This window comes from Streptomyces sp. NPDC037126 (assembly GCF_055605965.1).
In genome coordinates this window covers 43,039-59,273 of the sequence record NZ_JBVJTD010000018.1, presented here as the reverse complement: position 1 = coordinate 59,273, position 16,235 = coordinate 43,039, and the positions used below count along the sequence as shown (strand labels likewise).

The window sequence follows — 16,235 nt, the reverse complement described above, 5'->3', positions numbered from 1 at the left end:
CAGCGGGCCCGGCCGGGGGAGAGCGGCGGGCACGGGCGGCCGGCGGGATAACGGTTTGCCCGCTCCGGGGGGCGCCCCGGAGAATGCCGCCCCATGGGACATCTGGAAGTCGCGCATCTCGAGTACCACCTCCCCGACGGCAGGACGCTGCTCGGTGATGTCTCCTTCCGGGTCGGCGAAGGCGCCGCCGTCGCCCTGGTCGGCCCGAACGGGGCCGGCAAGACCACCCTGCTCAGGCTGATCTCCGGCGAGCTGAAGCCGCACGGCGGCACGGTCACCGTCAGCGGCGGCCTCGGTGTGATGCGCCAGTTCGTCGGCTCCGTGCGGGACGAGACGACCGTACGCGACCTGCTGGTCTCCGTGGCCCCGCCCCGCATCCGGGAGACGGCCAGGGCCGTGGACGAGGCCGAGCACGCCGTCATGACCGTCGACGACGAGGCCGCCCAGCTGCGGTACGCGCAGGCCCTCGCCGACTGGGCCGAGGCCCGCGGCTACGAGGCCGAGACCCTGTGGGACATGTGCACCACGGCCGCGCTCGGCGTGCCCTACGAGCGAGCCCAGTGGCGGCAGGTGAGCACCCTCTCCGGCGGCGAGCAGAAACGCCTCGTGCTGGAGGCGCTGCTCCGCGGCACCGATGAGGTGCTGCTCCTGGACGAGCCGGACAACTACCTCGACGTGCCCGGCAAGCGGTGGCTGGAGGAGCAGCTCAGGGAGACCCGCAAGACCGTCCTGTTCGTCTCCCACGACCGCGAGCTCCTCGCCCGCGCCGCCGAGAAGATCGTCTCCGTCGAGCCCGGACCGGCCGGTGCCGACGCCTGGGTGCACGGCGGCGGCTTCGCCACCTACCACGAGGCCCGCCGGGAGCGGTTCGCCCGCTTCGAGGAGCTGCGCCGCCGCTGGGATGAGAAGCACGCCCAGCTGAAGAAGCTCGTCCTGAACCTGCGCCAGGCCGCCTCCGTCAGTCACGAGCTGGCCTCCCGCTACCAGGCCGCGCAGACCCGCCTGCGCAAGTTCGAGGAGGCCGGCCCGCCGCCGGAGCCGCCGCGCGAGCAGGACATCACCATGCGCCTCAAGGGCGGCCGTACCGGCGTCCGGGCCGTCACCTGCGAGGCTCTAGAGCTGACCGGCCTGATGAAGCCGTTCGACCTGGAGGTCTTCTACGGCGAACGGGTCGCCGTCCTCGGCTCCAACGGCTCCGGCAAGTCACACTTCCTGCGCCTGCTCGCCGGGGAGGACGTGGCGCACACGGGCCACTGGAAGCTCGGCGCCCGCGTCGTGCCCGGCCACTTCGCGCAGACCCACGCCCACCCCGAGCTGGCGGGCCGGACCCTCCTCGACATCCTGTGGAAGGAGCACGCCCAGGACCGGGGCGCGGCCATGTCCCGGCTGCGCCGCTACGAGCTCACGCAGCAGGCCGAGCAGTCCTTCGACCGGCTCTCCGGCGGCCAGCAGGCCCGCTTCCAGATCCTGCTGCTCGAACTGCGGGGAGCCACCGCGCTGCTGCTGGACGAGCCGACGGACAACCTCGACCTGGAGTCCGCCGAGGCCCTCCAGGAGGGACTGGAGGCCTTCGACGGCACGGTCCTCGCGGTCACCCACGACCGCTGGTTCGCCCGCTCCTTCGACCGCTTCCTGGTCTTCGGCAGCGACGGACGGGTCCGCGAGACCACGGAACCCGTCTGGGACGAGCGCAGGGTCGAGCGGGCGCGGTAGGTCCGCGCCCGCCCGGGCCCTCACCGCCGGTGCGGCAGCCCGCCCGGACCGCCCACCGCGACCTCGTCCCCGGTCTCCCGCGCCACCGGGGTGAGCGAGGCGACCGGCGCGTCCGTCACCACGGCCGCCCTGGCCTCGTCCACCGCCCCCAGGTGGCCTCGTCGGCGCCCTGCTCGCGCAGCTCCCGGGACACCGCCTCCGCGGTCGGACGCCCGCGGTGCCGCATGTCCTCGTCGTGCTGGGCGAGGTCGACGCATGCGGAGGCCCGGGACCCCGGATGTTCGTACAGTGGACTCAGGAAAGCGAGCTCCATGGATCCCTCCCGGAAAGCGCTCGGGGGCAGTGCACGCCCGGGCGGGTACCCGGACCGCATGATTGGACACGACGAGCGGGGCACCACCATGACCGGAGTCGACCCCAGCCGGCTGGACGACCAGCAGCTCATGAAGGAGCTGGAGACGATCCACCGCACGCGCCACGACACCCTCCTGTACGCCTCGAACGACGCGCTGCGGGCCCACAACGAGCGCATGGCGCAGCTGGAGGGCGAGTACCTGCGCCGCAACCCGCGCCGGCTGGTCAGCTCCGGCCGTACCCGGGAGGGAGCCCGGGAGCGCCGCTGCGGCGAGTCGGTGACCCCGGGCGCGCCCGGCACCTGAGGCGGCGCACCGCACACGCCGAGGGCCGGCCCGTCGGGGCCGGCCCTCGGCGAGCGGTCGCGCTCAGCCCGCCTCGCCCGCGAGCACGTGCAGGAAGGCGTCGCAGAACGCCTTCAGGTCGTCCGGCTTGCGGCTGGTCACCAGCTGGTTGGAGCCGTGGTCGCAGATCTTGACCTGCTCGTCCACCCAGGTGCCGCCCGCGTTGGTGATGTCCGTCCGCAGGCTCGGCCAGGACGTCAGCACCCGGCCGCGCACGACGTCCGCCTCCACGAGCGTCCACGGCGCGTGGCAGATCGCGGCGACCGGACGCCCCCGGTCGAAGAAGTCCTTCACGAACGCGACGGCCTTCTCGTCCATCCGCAGGAAGTCGGGGTTGGCCACCCCGCCCGGCAGCACCAGACCACCGAACGCGTCGGCGGACGTCTCGCCCGCCACCTCGTCCACGTCGAAGGTGTCCGCCTTGTCGAGGTGGTTGAACGCCTGGATCTTCCCGGCCTCCGTCGACACCAGCACCGGCTCGTGCCCCGCGTCGGAGACCGCCTTCCACGGCTCGGTCAGCTCGACCTGCTCGACGCCCTCGGGCGCCACCAGAAACGCGATACGCATGATTCTCAGCTTCCTTTCAGAACGGTCCCGGCGTCCCCCGGCGCCCGGTCCCGCAGTGGCGGCACATGGCCGGGCTGCTCCCCGGGGCCGGCGGTTTCGCCCCGCGCGACCCCGGCGGCCCGGTCCCGGTCCCGGCTCACCTGCCGCCCGTCACCGCCTCGGCCAGCTGCTGGACGTTGTTGAACCGCTCGGCGCGCGGCAGCCCGGCCACCGCGTCCACCAGCGGGTCGGGCGCGTTGTCCCGGCGCAGTGTCGAGGCCAGTTCACCCGCCCGTGCCGGGAAGGCGCCGCGCCCCAGGACACGGGCCAGCTCCAGCCGCACCCGCTCCAGCGACGCCGGGGAACCCAGACCGCCGACCGGACCGGCGGACACCGCCGGGTCGTCGTCGGCGGCGGGCTCCGGGTCGTGCCACTCCTCGACCCGGGTCGGGTGCCCGGACCTGAGCAGTCCCTTCAGCTCGTGCTTCATCTCGTCGTCCCGGTGGACGTTCAGCCGGTCGCTGCCTCGCTGCATGTCTTTCTCCAGAGGGTCGAAGTCCGCACCGCGTACCCGGTGCCATGGCGCCGACACGCATCCGCTCCGTGCGGATCTAGTGCCTGTCACGGCCCGGCAGGAACTCCTGCACCTTCGCCTTCAGCCCCTGCCTGACCATCGACCGCCGGTCGGTGTCGCCCTTGAGGATCGACGCGGCCGTCGCCTCCATCTGCTCCCAGGTGGCGTGCGGCGGGATCGGCGGTACGGCGGGGTCGGTGAGGAACTCGACCACGCACGGCCCGTCGGCCGCCAGGGCGGCCCGCCAGGCCGCCTCCACGTCCTCCGGCTTCTCCACCCGGATCCCGGTCAGGCCCAGCGAGCGGGCGAAGGCCGCGTACTGCACGTCCGGGATGGACTGGGACGGCACGAACGACGGGGCGCCCTCCATCGCTCGCATCTCCCAGGTCACCTGGTTGAGGTCCTGGTTGTTCCACACGGCGACCACCAGCCGCGGATCCGACCAGCGGTCCCGGTACTTGGCGGCGGTGATCATCTCCGCCAGGCCGTTCATCTGCATCGCGCCGTCTCCGACCAGCGCGAACACCGGCCGGTCGGGGTGCGCGAACTTCGCGCCGATCGCGTACGGCACGCCCGGCCCCATCGTCGCCAGCGTCCCGGACAGCGAACCGCGCATGCCCGGCCGCATGGTGATGTGCCGTGCGTACCAGTTGGCGACCGACCCGGAGTCGGAGGTCAGGATCGCGTCGTCCGGCAGCAGCGGATCCAGCGCCCGGGCCACGTACTCGGGGTTGATCGGGTCCGCCGACAGCCCGGCCCGCCGCTCCATCGTCTCGTGCCAGCGCCGCACGTTCGCGCACACCGTGTCGTGCCACTCGCGCCCGCCCCGGTCGGTCTTCAGCAGCGGGATCAGCCGCTGGAGCGTCGCCTTGGCGTCGCCGACCAGGTTCACCTCGTACGGGTACCGCATGCCGATCATGTGCGCGTCGATGTCGATCTGCACCCCGCGCGCCTTGCCGAAGTCCGGCATGAACTGGGTGTACGGGAACGACGACCCGATCGTCAGCAGCGTGTCGCAGTCGCGCATCAGCTCGTACGACGGCCGGCTGCCCAGCAGGCCGATCGGCCCGGTGACATAGGGCAGCTCGTCGCTCAGCACGTCCTTGCCGAGCAGCGCCTTCGCGACCCCCGCCCCCAGCAGCTCCGCGATCTCCCGCACCTCGACGACCGCGCCCGCGGCGCCCTGCCCGACCAGGATCGCCACCTTGTCACCCTCGTTCAGGACGTCCGCCGCCCGGCGCAGCGCCTCGTCCGTCGGGGTCGCGGTGTAGTCGCTCATGCCCAGGCTGGAGGGCACCATCTTGAACTCGTGCGTCGGCGGCGAGTAGTCCAGTTCCTGCACGTCGGCCGGGATGATCAGCGCGGTGGGGCAGCGGCGCGCGTACGCGGTCCGGATCGCCCGGTCCAGCACGTTCGGCAGCTGCTCCGGCACCGTCACCACCTCGACGAACTCCGAGGCGACGTCCTTGTACAGGGTGTGCAGGTCGATCTCCTGCTGGTACGAGCCGCCCATCGCGGTCCTGTTGGTCTGGCCGACGATGGCCAGCAGCGGCACGTGGTCGAGCTTGGCGTCGTACAGACCGTTGAGCAGGTGGACGGCGCCCGGCCCCGAGGTCGCCACGCACACGCCGATGCGACCGCTGAACTTGGCGTACCCCACCGCCTCGAAGGCGGACATCTCCTCGTGCCGGGACTGGATGAACCGCGGCTGGTCCTCGGCCCGGCCCCAGGCGGCGAGCAGCCCGTTGATGCCGTCGCCCGGATAGCCGAAGACCTGATCCACACCCCAGGCGCGCAGGCGTTCGAGGATGTGGTCGGAGACCTTGGTGCTCATGGAGGGACCTCCCCGGTGCAGTACGAAGCGGACGATCCGGTCGTCGGATACCGAGTCACCTGCGCGGGGGCCGGAAAACCTCCCCGGATCCGGCCATGGGCCGCCACCGGCGGGGGCCGGCCGAAACCCGCCCCGGGTCCCCGTCACCCGCCTGGGCGTCCGCGTCCCGCGAATGGGGTCCGGCCGCGCGCGCCGCGGCGCGGGGCGGGCTGTGATGGCAGCGGGGGTACGACCCCGTACCCGCACCCGCGGGCGCCGCACGGCGGTACCGCCGTACCGGTGCCCCGGCGACCCGCCTCCGTGCCATCCGGCCGCCGTCCGAGGAGCCGTCCATGCGCCGCACCGCCCGCGCCCTGTCCGCCGCCCTCGTCGCCGCCGCCGCGCTCGCCCTGGGCGGGCCCGCCGCGCTCGCCGCCCCCGCCGCCGGGGCCGGTCCCGGCTCCGTCCCGGCGAGCTGCGACCCCTTGGCGAGCCTGATACCCGGCCTGGTGCCGGACACCCCCGCCGCCACCCGGCAGGCCGTCCCCGGACAGACCGGCGCCGACGCGGGCCGCGTACCCGGACCCTCCTACCAGGGCACCGACCGGCAGCCGGCCGACGGCACCGGCCGGAGCGGACCCGACGCGGCCCGCACCGTGGACGGGTCCTGCACCGGGATCCCGCAGCAGCAGGGTGCGGCGCCCTCCGCCACCGCCCGCACCGGCGACGGCACGCCGTGCGCCGGAACACAGACACAGCAGTGCGGCACCGCGCACACCTGCACCGACGGCAGGTCCTGCGCGGGCACACAGGGCTGCGCGGACGGCAGGCCCTGCGGCGACACACAGCCGTGCGCGAGCGGCAAGTCGTGCGGGACCTCGCAGGGGTGCACGGACGGCAAGTCCTGCGGGAACTCGCAGGCGTGCGCGAGCGGCAAGTCCTGCGGGAACTCGCAGGCGTGCGCGGACGGTAGGTCCTGCGGGAACTCGCAGGGGTGCGCGAGCGGCAAGTCGTGCGGGGACGGTGGGCGGTGCAGGGCGGGTGAGGCGTGCCCGGGGCAGGAGACGTGCGGGCCGGGCTCGCAGTGCAAGGGCGACGGACGGCAGTGCGGCGCGGCCGGGTCCACCTCCTGCACCGAGAGCGGCGGGCGCTGCGAGGAGTCCCGCGGCCAGGGCTGCCAGGACCCCGACGGACACTCCTGCCGCGAGCCCCGCGACCCCGGCGGCTGCGCCCCGTCCGGCGTGCAGCACGGCGCCGCGGCCGGGGCGGGCGGCAGCTTCGACGACTCGGTCCCGGCACTCGTCGCCGGCGGTCTGTTCATCGCGGCCGCCTGCGCGGGAGCGGGCTACCGGCTGTACGGCCCGAGGCGGTCCGCGGGAGGCCCGCCGAACGGCGCGTGACCCGGGCGACGCCCCGGTCCGCCCATGGAGCACCGTCCAGCGGGTACACACCATCCCGAGGAGACCTGCCACGCACCAGCCGCCCGTCCGGCACCACCGGCGGACGGCGCGGTGGGCACGCCGGGCGGCGGGGCCCGCAGGGGGCGGCACGACGGCACCACGGACAGCGCGGAGGCGGACATGCGGCGGACGGACCCCGAGGGCCACGGCCCCGTCCGCTACGGCCCGCCCCTGCCCGCCGACGGCCTGCCCGTGCTCCCCGAACTCGCCGCCGTGGTCGCCGCCGCGGCGAGCCGCCCCGACGCCCAGCCCGTCGGAGGCGCCCCCGCCCTGCTGGAGTCCGCCTGCGGCTACTGGACGCGCCGCGGACTGCCCTGCGTACCCGACCAGGTGGCCGCGGGACCCGGCGCCCCCGCCCTGCTCCTCGCCCTCACCGCCGCGCTCGCCGGCGACGGCGCCGACGTCCTGGTGCCCCGCCCCTGCGCCGCCTGGTGGGCGCCGTACGCGCGCCTGCTCGGCCGGCCCGTGTTCCACGTGCCCGCACCCGCGGAGGGCGGCGGCGTCCCCGACCCGTACGCCCTGCTGGAGACCATTCGCCGGGTGCGCGACGAGGGCGGCGACCCGCGGCTGCTGGTGCTCTCCGTCGCCGACGACCCCACCGCCACCGTCGCACCGCCCGAACTGCTGCACGAGACCGTGGAGGCCGCCACCGCCGAGGGGCTGCATCTGGTCAGCGACGAGACCTGGCGGGACACCCTGCACGCCCCGCACGACACCGTGCTGCTCAGCCCGGCCGAGATGCAGCCCGACCGGGTGACCGTCGTCACCGACCTGGCCGGCGCGCTGCTGCCCCCCGGCTGGCCCGCCGCCGTCGCCCGCTTCCCGGCGACCGGGAGGGGACTCGCGCTGCACGCGCGCGTGCTCGACGTGCTGACCGCGCTCGACGCCCGGGTCGCCGGGCCTGTCGCCGCGGCCGCCGGCTACGCCCTCGACGAGCCGCGGCCCGTCACCGAGCGCCGCGAGGCCGCCGTACGGCTGCACGCCCGCCTCGCCGCCGCCGCGCACGCCGCGGTCGTCGCGGGCGGTGCGCTCGCCCGGCCCCCGCAGGCCGGCCGCCATCTCTACGCCGACCTCGGCCCGCTCCGCGAACCGCTCGCCGACCTGGGCGTGGGCGACGCACAGGAACTGGAGGACCTCCTCACCGCCCGGCTCGGCATCCCCGCGCCCGGTGGCCACCGCTTCGGCGACGACCTCGGGGCGCTGCGCGTACGGCTCGCCACCGGGCCCCTGCTGGGCGGCACCGACGAGGAACGCCTGGAATGTCTCGCAGCACCCTCGCCGTTGGAACTGCCACACGTGCAACGCGCGTTGAACTCCTTGAGGTCGGTCTTCGACGATCTCCGCGACGACGCTCAGCGATGGGAGCCCCCTCGATGACGCAGCAGACGCACGAGCCCGGATCGGCCCCGACGACCACCGCGACCACCAGCACGACGGCCACGACGACCGCGACGAACACCACGACCGCGACGAGCACCACGACCACGACGAGCACGGAGACGCCGCGGACCACGCGGACCGCCGCGGCCGCGACGGCGACGCGCCCGACCCCTTCCCCGCCGCTGGCCGAGCCCCGCCCCCTGGGCGAACACCGGGTGTGGCCGCGCACGTTCCACGACCGGCTCACCGCCCCCCTGCCCGGCCTCAAGGCCCTCGCCCGCTTCGCCCGCGAGGGCGCCGTGCGTCCCGGCCCCGAGGGCCTCGCCGACATCCCCCGGCTCCCGTTCGAACCCGCCCCGCTGCCCCGCGTCGGCACCGGCACCCTCGCCGTCACCTGGGCGGGACACGCCAGTTGGATCGTCCAGGTCGGCGGCCTGACCGTGCTCACCGACCCCGTCTGGTCCCAGCGCATCCTCGGCACCCCGGCCCGCATCACCCCCGTCGGCGTGCCCTGGGACTCGCTGCCGCGCGTCGACGCCGTGGTCATCAGCCACAACCACTACGACCACCTGGACGCCCCCACGCTGCGCAGACTCCCGCGCGACACACCGGTGTTCGCGCCGGCCGGGCTCGGGCGCTGGTTCCAGCGCCGCCGGTTCACCCGCGTGACGGAGCTGGACTGGTGGGAGGGGGCCGAACTGTCCGGCGTGCGCTTCGACTTCGTGCCCGCACACCACTGGTCCAAGCGCACCCTGACCGACACCTGCCACAGCCTCTGGGGCGGCTGGGTCCTCACGGCCCCCGACGGCCGGCGCGTCTACTTCGCGGGCGACACCGGCTACGGCCACTGGTTCTCCCGCATCGGCCGCCGCCACCCCGGCATCGACCTCGCCCTCATGCCCATCGGCGCCTACGATCCGCGCTGGTGGCTCAGCGACGTCCACTGCGATCCCGAGGAGGCGGTCCGGGCCACCCTCGACCTGGGCGCCCGCCGCATGGCCCCCATGCACTGGGGCACCTTCGTCCTCTCTGCCGAGCCGGTCCTGGAACCGCTCGACCGGGTACGGGCGGCCTGGGAGAAGGCGGAACTGGCGCGCGAGGACCTGTGGGACCTCCCGGTGGGAGCCTCGAAGGTGCTGGAACCCGGCGCTCCCTGACCCGAAGGGGCATCAACAGGCCCTCCGCACGGGGTGCGGGCGAACTCGAACCGGCCCTCCGCAAGGGACGAGCGACCTCGAACCCGGCCCTCCGCAGGGGGAGCGAGCGACCTCGGCGCAACCGCGCTCCGAAACCCACGCACACTCCGACGGCGCTACCGGAACCGCCGCACCACCCCCGGCACCGCGCTGACCACCACGGTCAGCGCGACCGCCACCGCCACGCCTTCCCAGGGCTCCCTGAACAGCGAGCCGCCCAGAATCCCGATCACCTGGTAGGTGACCGCCCACGCCAGACACGCGGGCAGGTTCCCCCGCGCGAACCTCCGCAGCGGCCAGTCGGCCAGCAGACAGGCCAGCATCACAGGTATTCGCCCCGCGGGGACCAGCCGGGACAGCACCAGCACGGCGATCCCGTGCTCCGTCAGCTTCTCCCGCGCCTGCGCCAGCCGCTCCTCCGGGGCCCGCGACCGTATCGCCTCCAGCCAGCGGGAGCCGTTCTTGGACCGCATCCCGCGCCGCCCCAGCCAGTACAGGGCCGCGTCGCCCAGGAACGCGGCCACGGACGCCGTGACGAACACCAGGACCAGCGAGAACGGGGCCGTCTGATGGAAGGCCACCACGGCCGCCGAACTCACCAGCGCCCCGGTCGGCACCACCGGCACCAGCGCGCCGATCAGCACCAGCAGGAACAACGACGGGTACCCGAGCGCCTGTTGCGTCGACTCGGCCGGCACGCCCGGCACGGGTGCCGCGGCGAGCGCCGCGGCGGAGGGCAGCCATCTCACCGGGCGGCCTCCAGCCGCACGCTCTCCCCGTGGCCGAGCCGGTGCACCGCCACCCGCGGGGCGGCCGCCGCGGCGAGCCGGACGAACTCGTCGCCCGGCGCGTGGAACTCGTGCGGACGCACGGCGTCCATGCCGATCGGCCAGTACGTCCCGTAGTGCACCGGCACCGCGGCCCGCGGCGCCAGCCGGGCCAGCGCCCGCGCCGCCCGACCCGGATCCAGGTGCCCCTCCCCGAGGAACGGCCCCCAGCCGCCCACCGGCAGCAGCGCCACGTCCACCGGGCCGACCTCCTCGGCCATCGTGTCGAACAGCCCGGTGTCCCCGGCGAAGTAGGTCCGCGCCTCGCCCTCCACGACGAAACCGAGCGCGGGCGAGCGATGCGGCCCCACCGGCAGCCGCCGTCCGTCGTGCCGCGCGGGCACCACCCGGATCAGCAGCCCGCCGACGCGCACCTCGTCGCCGGGGACGACCTCGGTGAGCCGCAGGTGCCCCAGCCGGCGCAGACCGGGCACCGCCCGTGGTGCGCCCCGGGGCACGAGCAGGCGCGTGCCCGGGTCCAGGCCGGTCAGCGAGGGCAGGTGCAGATGGTCCGCGTGCAGATGGGAGACGAGCACCACGTCCGCGCGCCGGGCCCCCGCGGGCGGCACGGCACCCCGGCGCCGACGCAGGTGCGCGAGCCGGCGTGCGAACAGGGGATCGGTGAGCACTCTGGTGTTCGCGTCCTGAACGGTGCAGGTGGCGTGACCCCACCAGGTGATCTCCACCGGCACCCTCTTCGCCTCCTTCACACGACTCCCCGAAGCCTACGGGCAGGAGTAGGGTCGGCGGCGAAACCCGGAGGTGAGGGGGACGCCATGGGACAGCTGCGGGGTGCCTCCGATGCGCTCACGCCGGTGCGGGTGACCGCCATCGCGAGCCTGACACCTCTGGAGGAGCTGGAGGCCGACCCCTTCCTGGTGGACTCCCGCAGCCAGCACGCGATGTGCGCCCGCTGGGCCGCCGAGCGCGGCTACGTGGTCGCGCGGGAACTGCTCGTCGGGGGGCTGCGGTTCGACCACTGCGCACTGTGGGACGGGGTGCGTCCCGGGGTCGACGTGTTCGTCGCGCCCAGCCTGCGGGTGCTGCGCCGGGCCCTGTCCTCGGTGGAGGAGTTCACCGCCGAGTGCGCGCGGCGCGGTGTGCGCGTGGAGACGGTGGGGCGGGCCGAGCCGTCGTACGACGCGCAGATGAAGGCACGGGTGCACCGGCGGCTGTCCATGCCGACGGCCGGCTACGACGGGCGATGACGTCCCGGTGACCCCTTCGGGCGGACCCCCGCCCGTGTGACAGGGTGGGAGCCGGCCCGGCCCTGATGGGGCGGGACAGGCGGGGGAGGGCCGGAGCGGAGGAAGTGCGGGGCGTGCGTGGCGTGCGGTGGCGGCGGATCGCCAGTCAGATCGGTCGGAGCGTCGCCGTGTGGGCGGTCTCCACGGTCACCATGCTGGCACTCGCCGGGCTCCTGCCCGACTTCCGGCTCCAGTCCGCCGACGGCGACAGCGCCACCCGGATCGCCGTCACCGCCGCGTGCGGCGCGGGTGCCTTCGGTGTGCTGTCGGCCGTGGTGTGGCCGCTGCTGGTCCGGCTGCTGCTGCTCGTGCCCGCCCTCGTGCTGGGCCTGCTGGTCTTCTTCCTCAACGGCTCCCTGCTGCTGGTCGCCCTGCACGTCGACCCGTCAGGACGGGGCGAGGCCGCGCCCGAGACGGCCGTCATCGTGGCCGCCGTCATGTCCGCCGTGGCCTCGGCCACCGGGGCCGCCCTCGCGGTGCGCGACGACGAGGCCTACCGGCGCCGCCTGCACCGCCTCGCCACCCGCCGCCACGGCAGACCGGGCCCGCCCTGCCCCACCGCACCCGGCCTGGTCCTCGTCCAGCTCGACGGCGTGGGCCACGACGTGCTCACCGCCGCGGTCCACAAGGGCCTGATGCCGACGGTCGCCCGCTGGCTGACGGCCGAGGACGGCAGCTCGCCGACCCACCGCCTCACCCGCTGGCGCACCGACTGGTCCAGCCAGACCGGCGCCAGCCAGCTCGGCATCCTGCACGGCAGCAACTTCGACGTGCCCGCCTTCCGCTGGTACGAGAAGGACCGGGGCGAGGTGATGGTGTGCAACCGGCCGACGAGCGCGGCCGAACTGCAGCGCCGCGCCGCCCAGCGCACCGGCGACGCCGGGCTGCTCGGCGTCGACGGCGCCAGCCGCGGCAACCTGTTCAGCGGCGGCGCCGGGGAACAGGCCCTCGTGCTGTCCATAGCCGCCCGGCGCCGCGGCCGGGAGAACCGTTCCCGCGCCGGTTACTTCGCCTACTTCTCCGACCCGGCCAACGCCGTCCGCACGGCCCTCTCCTTCGTCGCGGAGGTCGCCCGCGAGACCGGCCAGTCCCTGCGCGCCCGGTTCCGGGGGCAGCGCCCGCGGGTGAGCAGGGGCGGCCTCTACCCCCTGGTCCGCGCCTTCGCCACCGTCGTCGAACGGGACGTCGTCGTCGCCGCGGTGATGGGCGACATGCTCGCCGGCCGCACGGCGGTCTACGCCGACCTCGTCGCCTACGACGAGGTGGCCCACCACTCCGGCCCCTACAGCCGGGACACCGAGAAGGTGCTGCGGCGCCTCGACCGGTCCCTCGCGCTGCTCGCACGGGTCGCCGAGCACGCCCCGAGGCCCTACCGGATCGTCGTCCTCTCCGACCACGGCCAGAGCCCCGGCGAGACCTTCCACGCCCGCTACGGACTCACCCTCGCCGACCTGGTCCGGGCCGGCTGCGGGCTGCCCGTGCCCCGCCGGGCCGAGCGCACCCGCAGCGGCGCCGAGGCGCGCGCCGCCGTCCGGGCCGCGCTGCGCCGGCCCGTCGAGGAGCGGGCCGGGCACCACCGGCCGGACCGCGGCTCCGAGCCGATCGTGCTGGCCTCCGGCAACCTCGGCCTGGTCTCCTTCCCGGACGTCCGCCACCGGATGACCGTGGAGGAGATCGACGCCCGCCACCCCGCCCTGCTCGGCACCCTCGCCAACCATCCCGGCATAGGGTTCCTGCTGGTCGCGAGCGAGGAGCACGGCGGTGTGGTGCTGGGCGCCCACGGCGCCCGGATACCGCTGGCCGACCTGGCCGGGGACCCCGGGCCGCTGGCCCTCTTCGGGCCCGGCGCCGCCGACGCCGTCCGGCGCACCCACTCCTTCCCGCACACCGCGGACATCATGGTGAACTCCGCCCACGACCCGGCCGACGGCGAGGTCCTCGCCTTCGAGGAGCAGATCGGCTCCCACGGCGGGCTCGGCGGCGCCCAGTCCCACCCCTTCCTGCTCTCCCCGCTGGATCTGTCCGCGCCGGCCCGGCACGGCGAGTACCTCACCGGAGCCGAACACGTGCACCGCGTGCTGCGCCGCTGGCTCGGCGAGCTGTCCGGCCCCCAGGTGCCGCTCACCACCGGCACGGAGGAGGAACAGGTCGCCTGAGACCGGTCCGGGCCCGTGCCGGGCAGGACGGCCGGTGCCCGTGACGCGGGCGCCGGTAGGCCGCCACCGGGTCGTCGCCCGCCGTTCACGCCGGGTGGCACGGTCTTCGGCCTGCGGGGAGCCCGGATGTGATCGGATAGGGCACGGACACCCGGGAACGGGACCCCACGCGAAAGGAACCAACGTGGCTACCACGCGCACCGCGCACACCGTCTGGGAGGGCGAACTGCTCTCGGGCAGCGGCGTCGTCACCTTCGACTCCTCCGGCATCGGCCAGCAGCCGGTGTCGTGGCCGTCGCGCGCCGAGCAGGCGAACGGCAAGACCAGCCCCGAGGAGCTGATCGCCGCCGCCCACTCCAGCTGCTTCTCCATGGCCCTCTCGCACGGCCTGACCGGCGCCGGCACCCCGCCCACCCGGCTGGAGACCAAGGCCGACGTCACCTTCCAGCCCGGCGAGGGCATCACCGGCATCCACCTCACCGTCCGCGGCGAGGTGCCCGGCCTGGACGAGCAGGCATTCCAGTCGGCCGCCGAGGACGCCAAGAAGAACTGCCCGGTCAGCCAGGCCCTGACCGGCACCACCATCACCCTCACGGCCGAGCTGGCCTGACGGTCGTACCTCCCTCGATGCCGCGTCCCGACGAAGGGGCGCGGCATCGCCGTTTCCGGGAACCCGTGCATTGACAGCGTCGCGCGCACGATCTGTGCTGAGAGTGCCTACGACACCCGGGCGGAAGGGGACGAACCATGGCACGTGCGGTCGGGATCGATCTCGGGACGACGAACTCGGTGGTGGCCGTCCTGGAGGGCGGTGAGCCCACCGTCGTCGCCAACGCGGAGGGAGCGCGGACCACCCCCTCGGTGGTGGCCTTCGCGAAGAACGGCGAGGTACTGGTCGGCGAGGTCGCCAAGCGGCAGGCCGTGACCAACGTGGACCGCACCGCGCGCTCGGTGAAACGGCACATGGGCGACGCGGGCTGGCGGTTTCCCGAGCAGGGCTCGGTCGACGGCAGCCGCATGCGGGCGCAGGAGCTGTCGGCGCGGGTGCTGCAGAAGCTGAAGCGGGACGCCGAGGCCTACCTCGGCGAGGACGTCACGGACGCCGTGATCACGGTGCCCGCGTACTTCGACGACGCCCAGCGGCAGGCCACCAAGGAGGCCGGCGAGATCGCGGGCCTGAAGGTGCTCAGGATCATCAACGAGCCGACCGCCGCCGCCCTCGCCTACGGCCTGGACCGCGGCGAGGAGCAGACCGTGCTGGTCTTCGACCTCGGCGGCGGCACCTTCGACGTGTCCCTGCTGGAGATCGGCGACGGCGTCATCGAGGTGAAGGCCACCAACGGCGACACCCACCTCGGCGGCGACGACTGGGACCAGCGGATCGTCGAGCACCTGGTGAAGCGGTTCAAGGGGCAGTACGGCATCGACCTCGGCAACGACAAGATGGCGGTGCAGCGGCTGCGCGAGGCCGCCGAGAAGGCCAAGATCGAGCTGTCCTCCTCCACCGAGACCTCGATCAACCTGCCCTACATCACCGCCTCCGCCGAGGGCCCGCTGCACCTCGACGAGAAGCTGACCCGGGCCCAGTTCCAGGAGCTGACCGCCGACCTGCTCGACCGCTGCAAGCAGCCCTTCCACCAGGCCGTCCAGGACGCCGGGGTGGAGCTCTCCGCGATCGACCACGTCATCCTGGTCGGCGGCTCCACCCGGATGCCCGCCGTCACCGAACTGGTCCGCGACCTCACCGGCAAGGACCCGCACAAGGGCGTCAACCCCGACGAGGTCGTCGCGGTCGGCGCGGCCCTCCAGGCGGGAGTCATCCGCGGAGACGTCAAGGACGTGCTGCTCCTCGACGTCACCCCGCTGTCCCTCGGCATCGAGACCAAGGGCGGCATCATGACCAAGCTGATCGAACGCAACACCACGATTCCCACCCGCCGTTCGGAGATCTTCACCACCGCCACCGACAACCAGCCCTCGGTCGGCATCCAGGTCTACCAGGGCGAACGCGATATCGCCGCCTACAACAAGAAGCTCGGCGTCTTCGACCTCACCGGCCTGCCGCCGGCGCCGCGCGGCGTCCCGCAGATCGAGGTCGCCTTCGACATCGACGCCAACGGCATCATGCACGTGTCCGCGAAGGACCTGGCGACCGGCCGCGAGCAGAAGATGACCGTGACCGGCGGCTCCGCCCTGCCCAAGGACGACATCGACCGCATGATGCGGGAGGCCGAGCAGTACGCCGAGGAGGACCGCAAGCGCCGCGAGGCCGCCGAGACCCGGAACCAGGCCGAGCAACTCGTCTACCAGACCGAGAAGTTCCTGCGCGACAACCACGACCGCGTGCCCGAGGCGACCCGCAACGAGGTCGAGGAGGCGATCGGGGAACTGAAGACCCAGCTGGAGCAGAACGCCGACACGGCCGCCCTGCGCACCGGCGTCGAGAAACTCGCCACCGTCAGCCAGAAGATGGGCCAGGCCATGTACGAGGGCGCCTCCGCGCAGGGCGCGGCCGGCACGGCGACGGAGGGGGAGAGCGGCGGCGGCGCCCCCGACGAGGAGGGCGTGGTGGACGCGGAGATCGTGGACGACGACCGGGACACCAGGGGAGGCGCGGCCTGACCC

The 16,235-nt window shown here is 74.3% G+C and carries 15 protein-coding genes; 9 read left to right on the top strand and 6 right to left on the bottom strand.

The genetic code is table 11. The features are described 5' to 3' along the window. Positions 1 to 93: 93 nt before the first annotated feature. Entirely contained in the window at positions 94 to 1,713 is a 1,620-nt protein-coding gene (locus ACZ7FF_RS32170; RefSeq protein WP_470816636.1) for an ABC-F family ATP-binding cassette domain-containing protein, read from the top strand. A 115-nt stretch (positions 1,714 to 1,828) separates the two neighbouring features. Here ACZ7FF_RS32170 and ACZ7FF_RS32165 read toward each other — a convergent pair whose 3' ends face one another. Further along, positions 1,829 to 2,026, bottom strand: a complete 198-nt coding sequence (locus ACZ7FF_RS32165) for a hypothetical protein (RefSeq protein WP_470816635.1) — start codon at positions 2,024 to 2,026, stop codon at positions 1,829 to 1,831. Positions 2,027 to 2,084: 58 nt separating this feature from the next. On the opposite strand from ACZ7FF_RS32165, the gene ACZ7FF_RS32160 reads away from it, so the two are divergent. After that, on the top strand, positions 2,085 to 2,372 hold the full coding sequence (locus tag ACZ7FF_RS32160; protein ID WP_470816633.1) for a DUF6158 family protein: 288 nt from the start codon (positions 2,085 to 2,087) through the stop codon (positions 2,370 to 2,372). A 63-nt stretch (positions 2,373 to 2,435) separates the two neighbouring features. Here the strand turns inward: ACZ7FF_RS32160 and ACZ7FF_RS32155 are convergent, their stop codons facing one another. From ACZ7FF_RS32155 to ACZ7FF_RS32145, 3 genes are all read right to left on the bottom strand, one after another. Continuing rightward, entirely contained in the window at positions 2,436 to 2,978 is a 543-nt protein-coding gene (locus ACZ7FF_RS32155; RefSeq protein WP_470816632.1) for a type 1 glutamine amidotransferase domain-containing protein, read from the bottom strand. Positions 2,979 to 3,114: 136 nt separating this feature from the next. After that, positions 3,115 to 3,492, bottom strand: a complete 378-nt coding sequence (locus ACZ7FF_RS32150; RefSeq protein WP_470816631.1) for a DUF2795 domain-containing protein — start codon at positions 3,490 to 3,492, stop codon at positions 3,115 to 3,117. Positions 3,493 to 3,568: 76 nt separating this feature from the next. Further along, positions 3,569 to 5,365 (bottom strand): thiamine pyrophosphate-requiring protein, encoded by a 1,797-nt coding sequence (locus ACZ7FF_RS32145; protein WP_470816629.1) that lies wholly within the window; start codon positions 5,363 to 5,365, stop codon positions 3,569 to 3,571. 332 nt (positions 5,366 to 5,697) lie between these two features. On the opposite strand from ACZ7FF_RS32145, the gene ACZ7FF_RS32140 reads away from it, so the two are divergent. The 3 genes from ACZ7FF_RS32140 to ACZ7FF_RS32130 all read left to right on the top strand — a co-directional run bounded on the left by ACZ7FF_RS32140 (position 5,698) and on the right by ACZ7FF_RS32130 (position 9,341). Then, positions 5,698 to 6,744: a hypothetical protein gene (locus ACZ7FF_RS32140; RefSeq protein WP_470816627.1), complete on the top strand. Its 1,047-nt coding sequence runs from the start codon at positions 5,698 to 5,700 to the stop codon at positions 6,742 to 6,744. 180 nt (positions 6,745 to 6,924) lie between these two features. Then, the gene (locus ACZ7FF_RS32135; RefSeq protein ID WP_470816626.1) at positions 6,925 to 8,181 is read left to right on the top strand and encodes an aminotransferase class I/II-fold pyridoxal phosphate-dependent enzyme; all 1,257 of its coding nucleotides are present in this window, start codon (positions 6,925 to 6,927) and stop codon (positions 8,179 to 8,181) included. Next, complete coding sequence (locus tag ACZ7FF_RS32130; protein ID WP_470816624.1) at positions 8,064 to 9,341, top strand: MBL fold metallo-hydrolase; 1,278 nt, start codon at positions 8,064 to 8,066, stop codon at positions 9,339 to 9,341. Before ACZ7FF_RS32135 ends, ACZ7FF_RS32130 begins: the two co-directional genes overlap by 118 nt. Positions 9,342 to 9,496: 155 nt before the next feature. Here ACZ7FF_RS32130 and ACZ7FF_RS32125 read toward each other — a convergent pair whose 3' ends face one another. Continuing rightward, a complete protein-coding gene (locus ACZ7FF_RS32125) occupies positions 9,497 to 10,129 on the bottom strand; it encodes a DedA family protein (RefSeq protein ID WP_470816623.1) in 633 nt (210 codons plus the stop codon). After that, positions 10,126 to 10,899 (bottom strand): MBL fold metallo-hydrolase, encoded by a 774-nt coding sequence (locus ACZ7FF_RS32120; RefSeq protein ID WP_470816621.1) that lies wholly within the window; start codon positions 10,897 to 10,899, stop codon positions 10,126 to 10,128. The genes ACZ7FF_RS32125 and ACZ7FF_RS32120 overlap by 4 nt, the downstream gene beginning before the upstream one ends. A gap of 84 nt (positions 10,900 to 10,983) precedes the next feature. Between ACZ7FF_RS32120 and ACZ7FF_RS32115 the strand changes: the two genes are divergently transcribed. The 4 genes from ACZ7FF_RS32115 to dnaK all read left to right on the top strand — a co-directional run bounded on the left by ACZ7FF_RS32115 (position 10,984) and on the right by dnaK (position 16,232). Beyond that, a complete protein-coding gene (locus ACZ7FF_RS32115; RefSeq protein WP_470816619.1) occupies positions 10,984 to 11,415 on the top strand; it encodes a hypothetical protein in 432 nt (143 codons plus the stop codon). Positions 11,416 to 11,528: 113 nt separating this feature from the next. Beyond that, positions 11,529 to 13,610 (top strand): phage holin family protein, encoded by a 2,082-nt coding sequence (locus tag ACZ7FF_RS32110; RefSeq protein WP_470816617.1) that lies wholly within the window; start codon positions 11,529 to 11,531, stop codon positions 13,608 to 13,610. A gap of 184 nt (positions 13,611 to 13,794) precedes the next feature. Next, entirely contained in the window at positions 13,795 to 14,220 is a 426-nt protein-coding gene (locus tag ACZ7FF_RS32105) for an OsmC family protein (RefSeq protein ID WP_470816615.1), read from the top strand. Positions 14,221 to 14,357: 137 nt separating this feature from the next. Next, on the top strand, positions 14,358 to 16,232 hold the full coding sequence (dnaK, locus tag ACZ7FF_RS32100) for a molecular chaperone DnaK (protein ID WP_470816613.1): 1,875 nt from the start codon (positions 14,358 to 14,360) through the stop codon (positions 16,230 to 16,232). Positions 16,233 to 16,235: the final 3 nt, after the last annotated feature.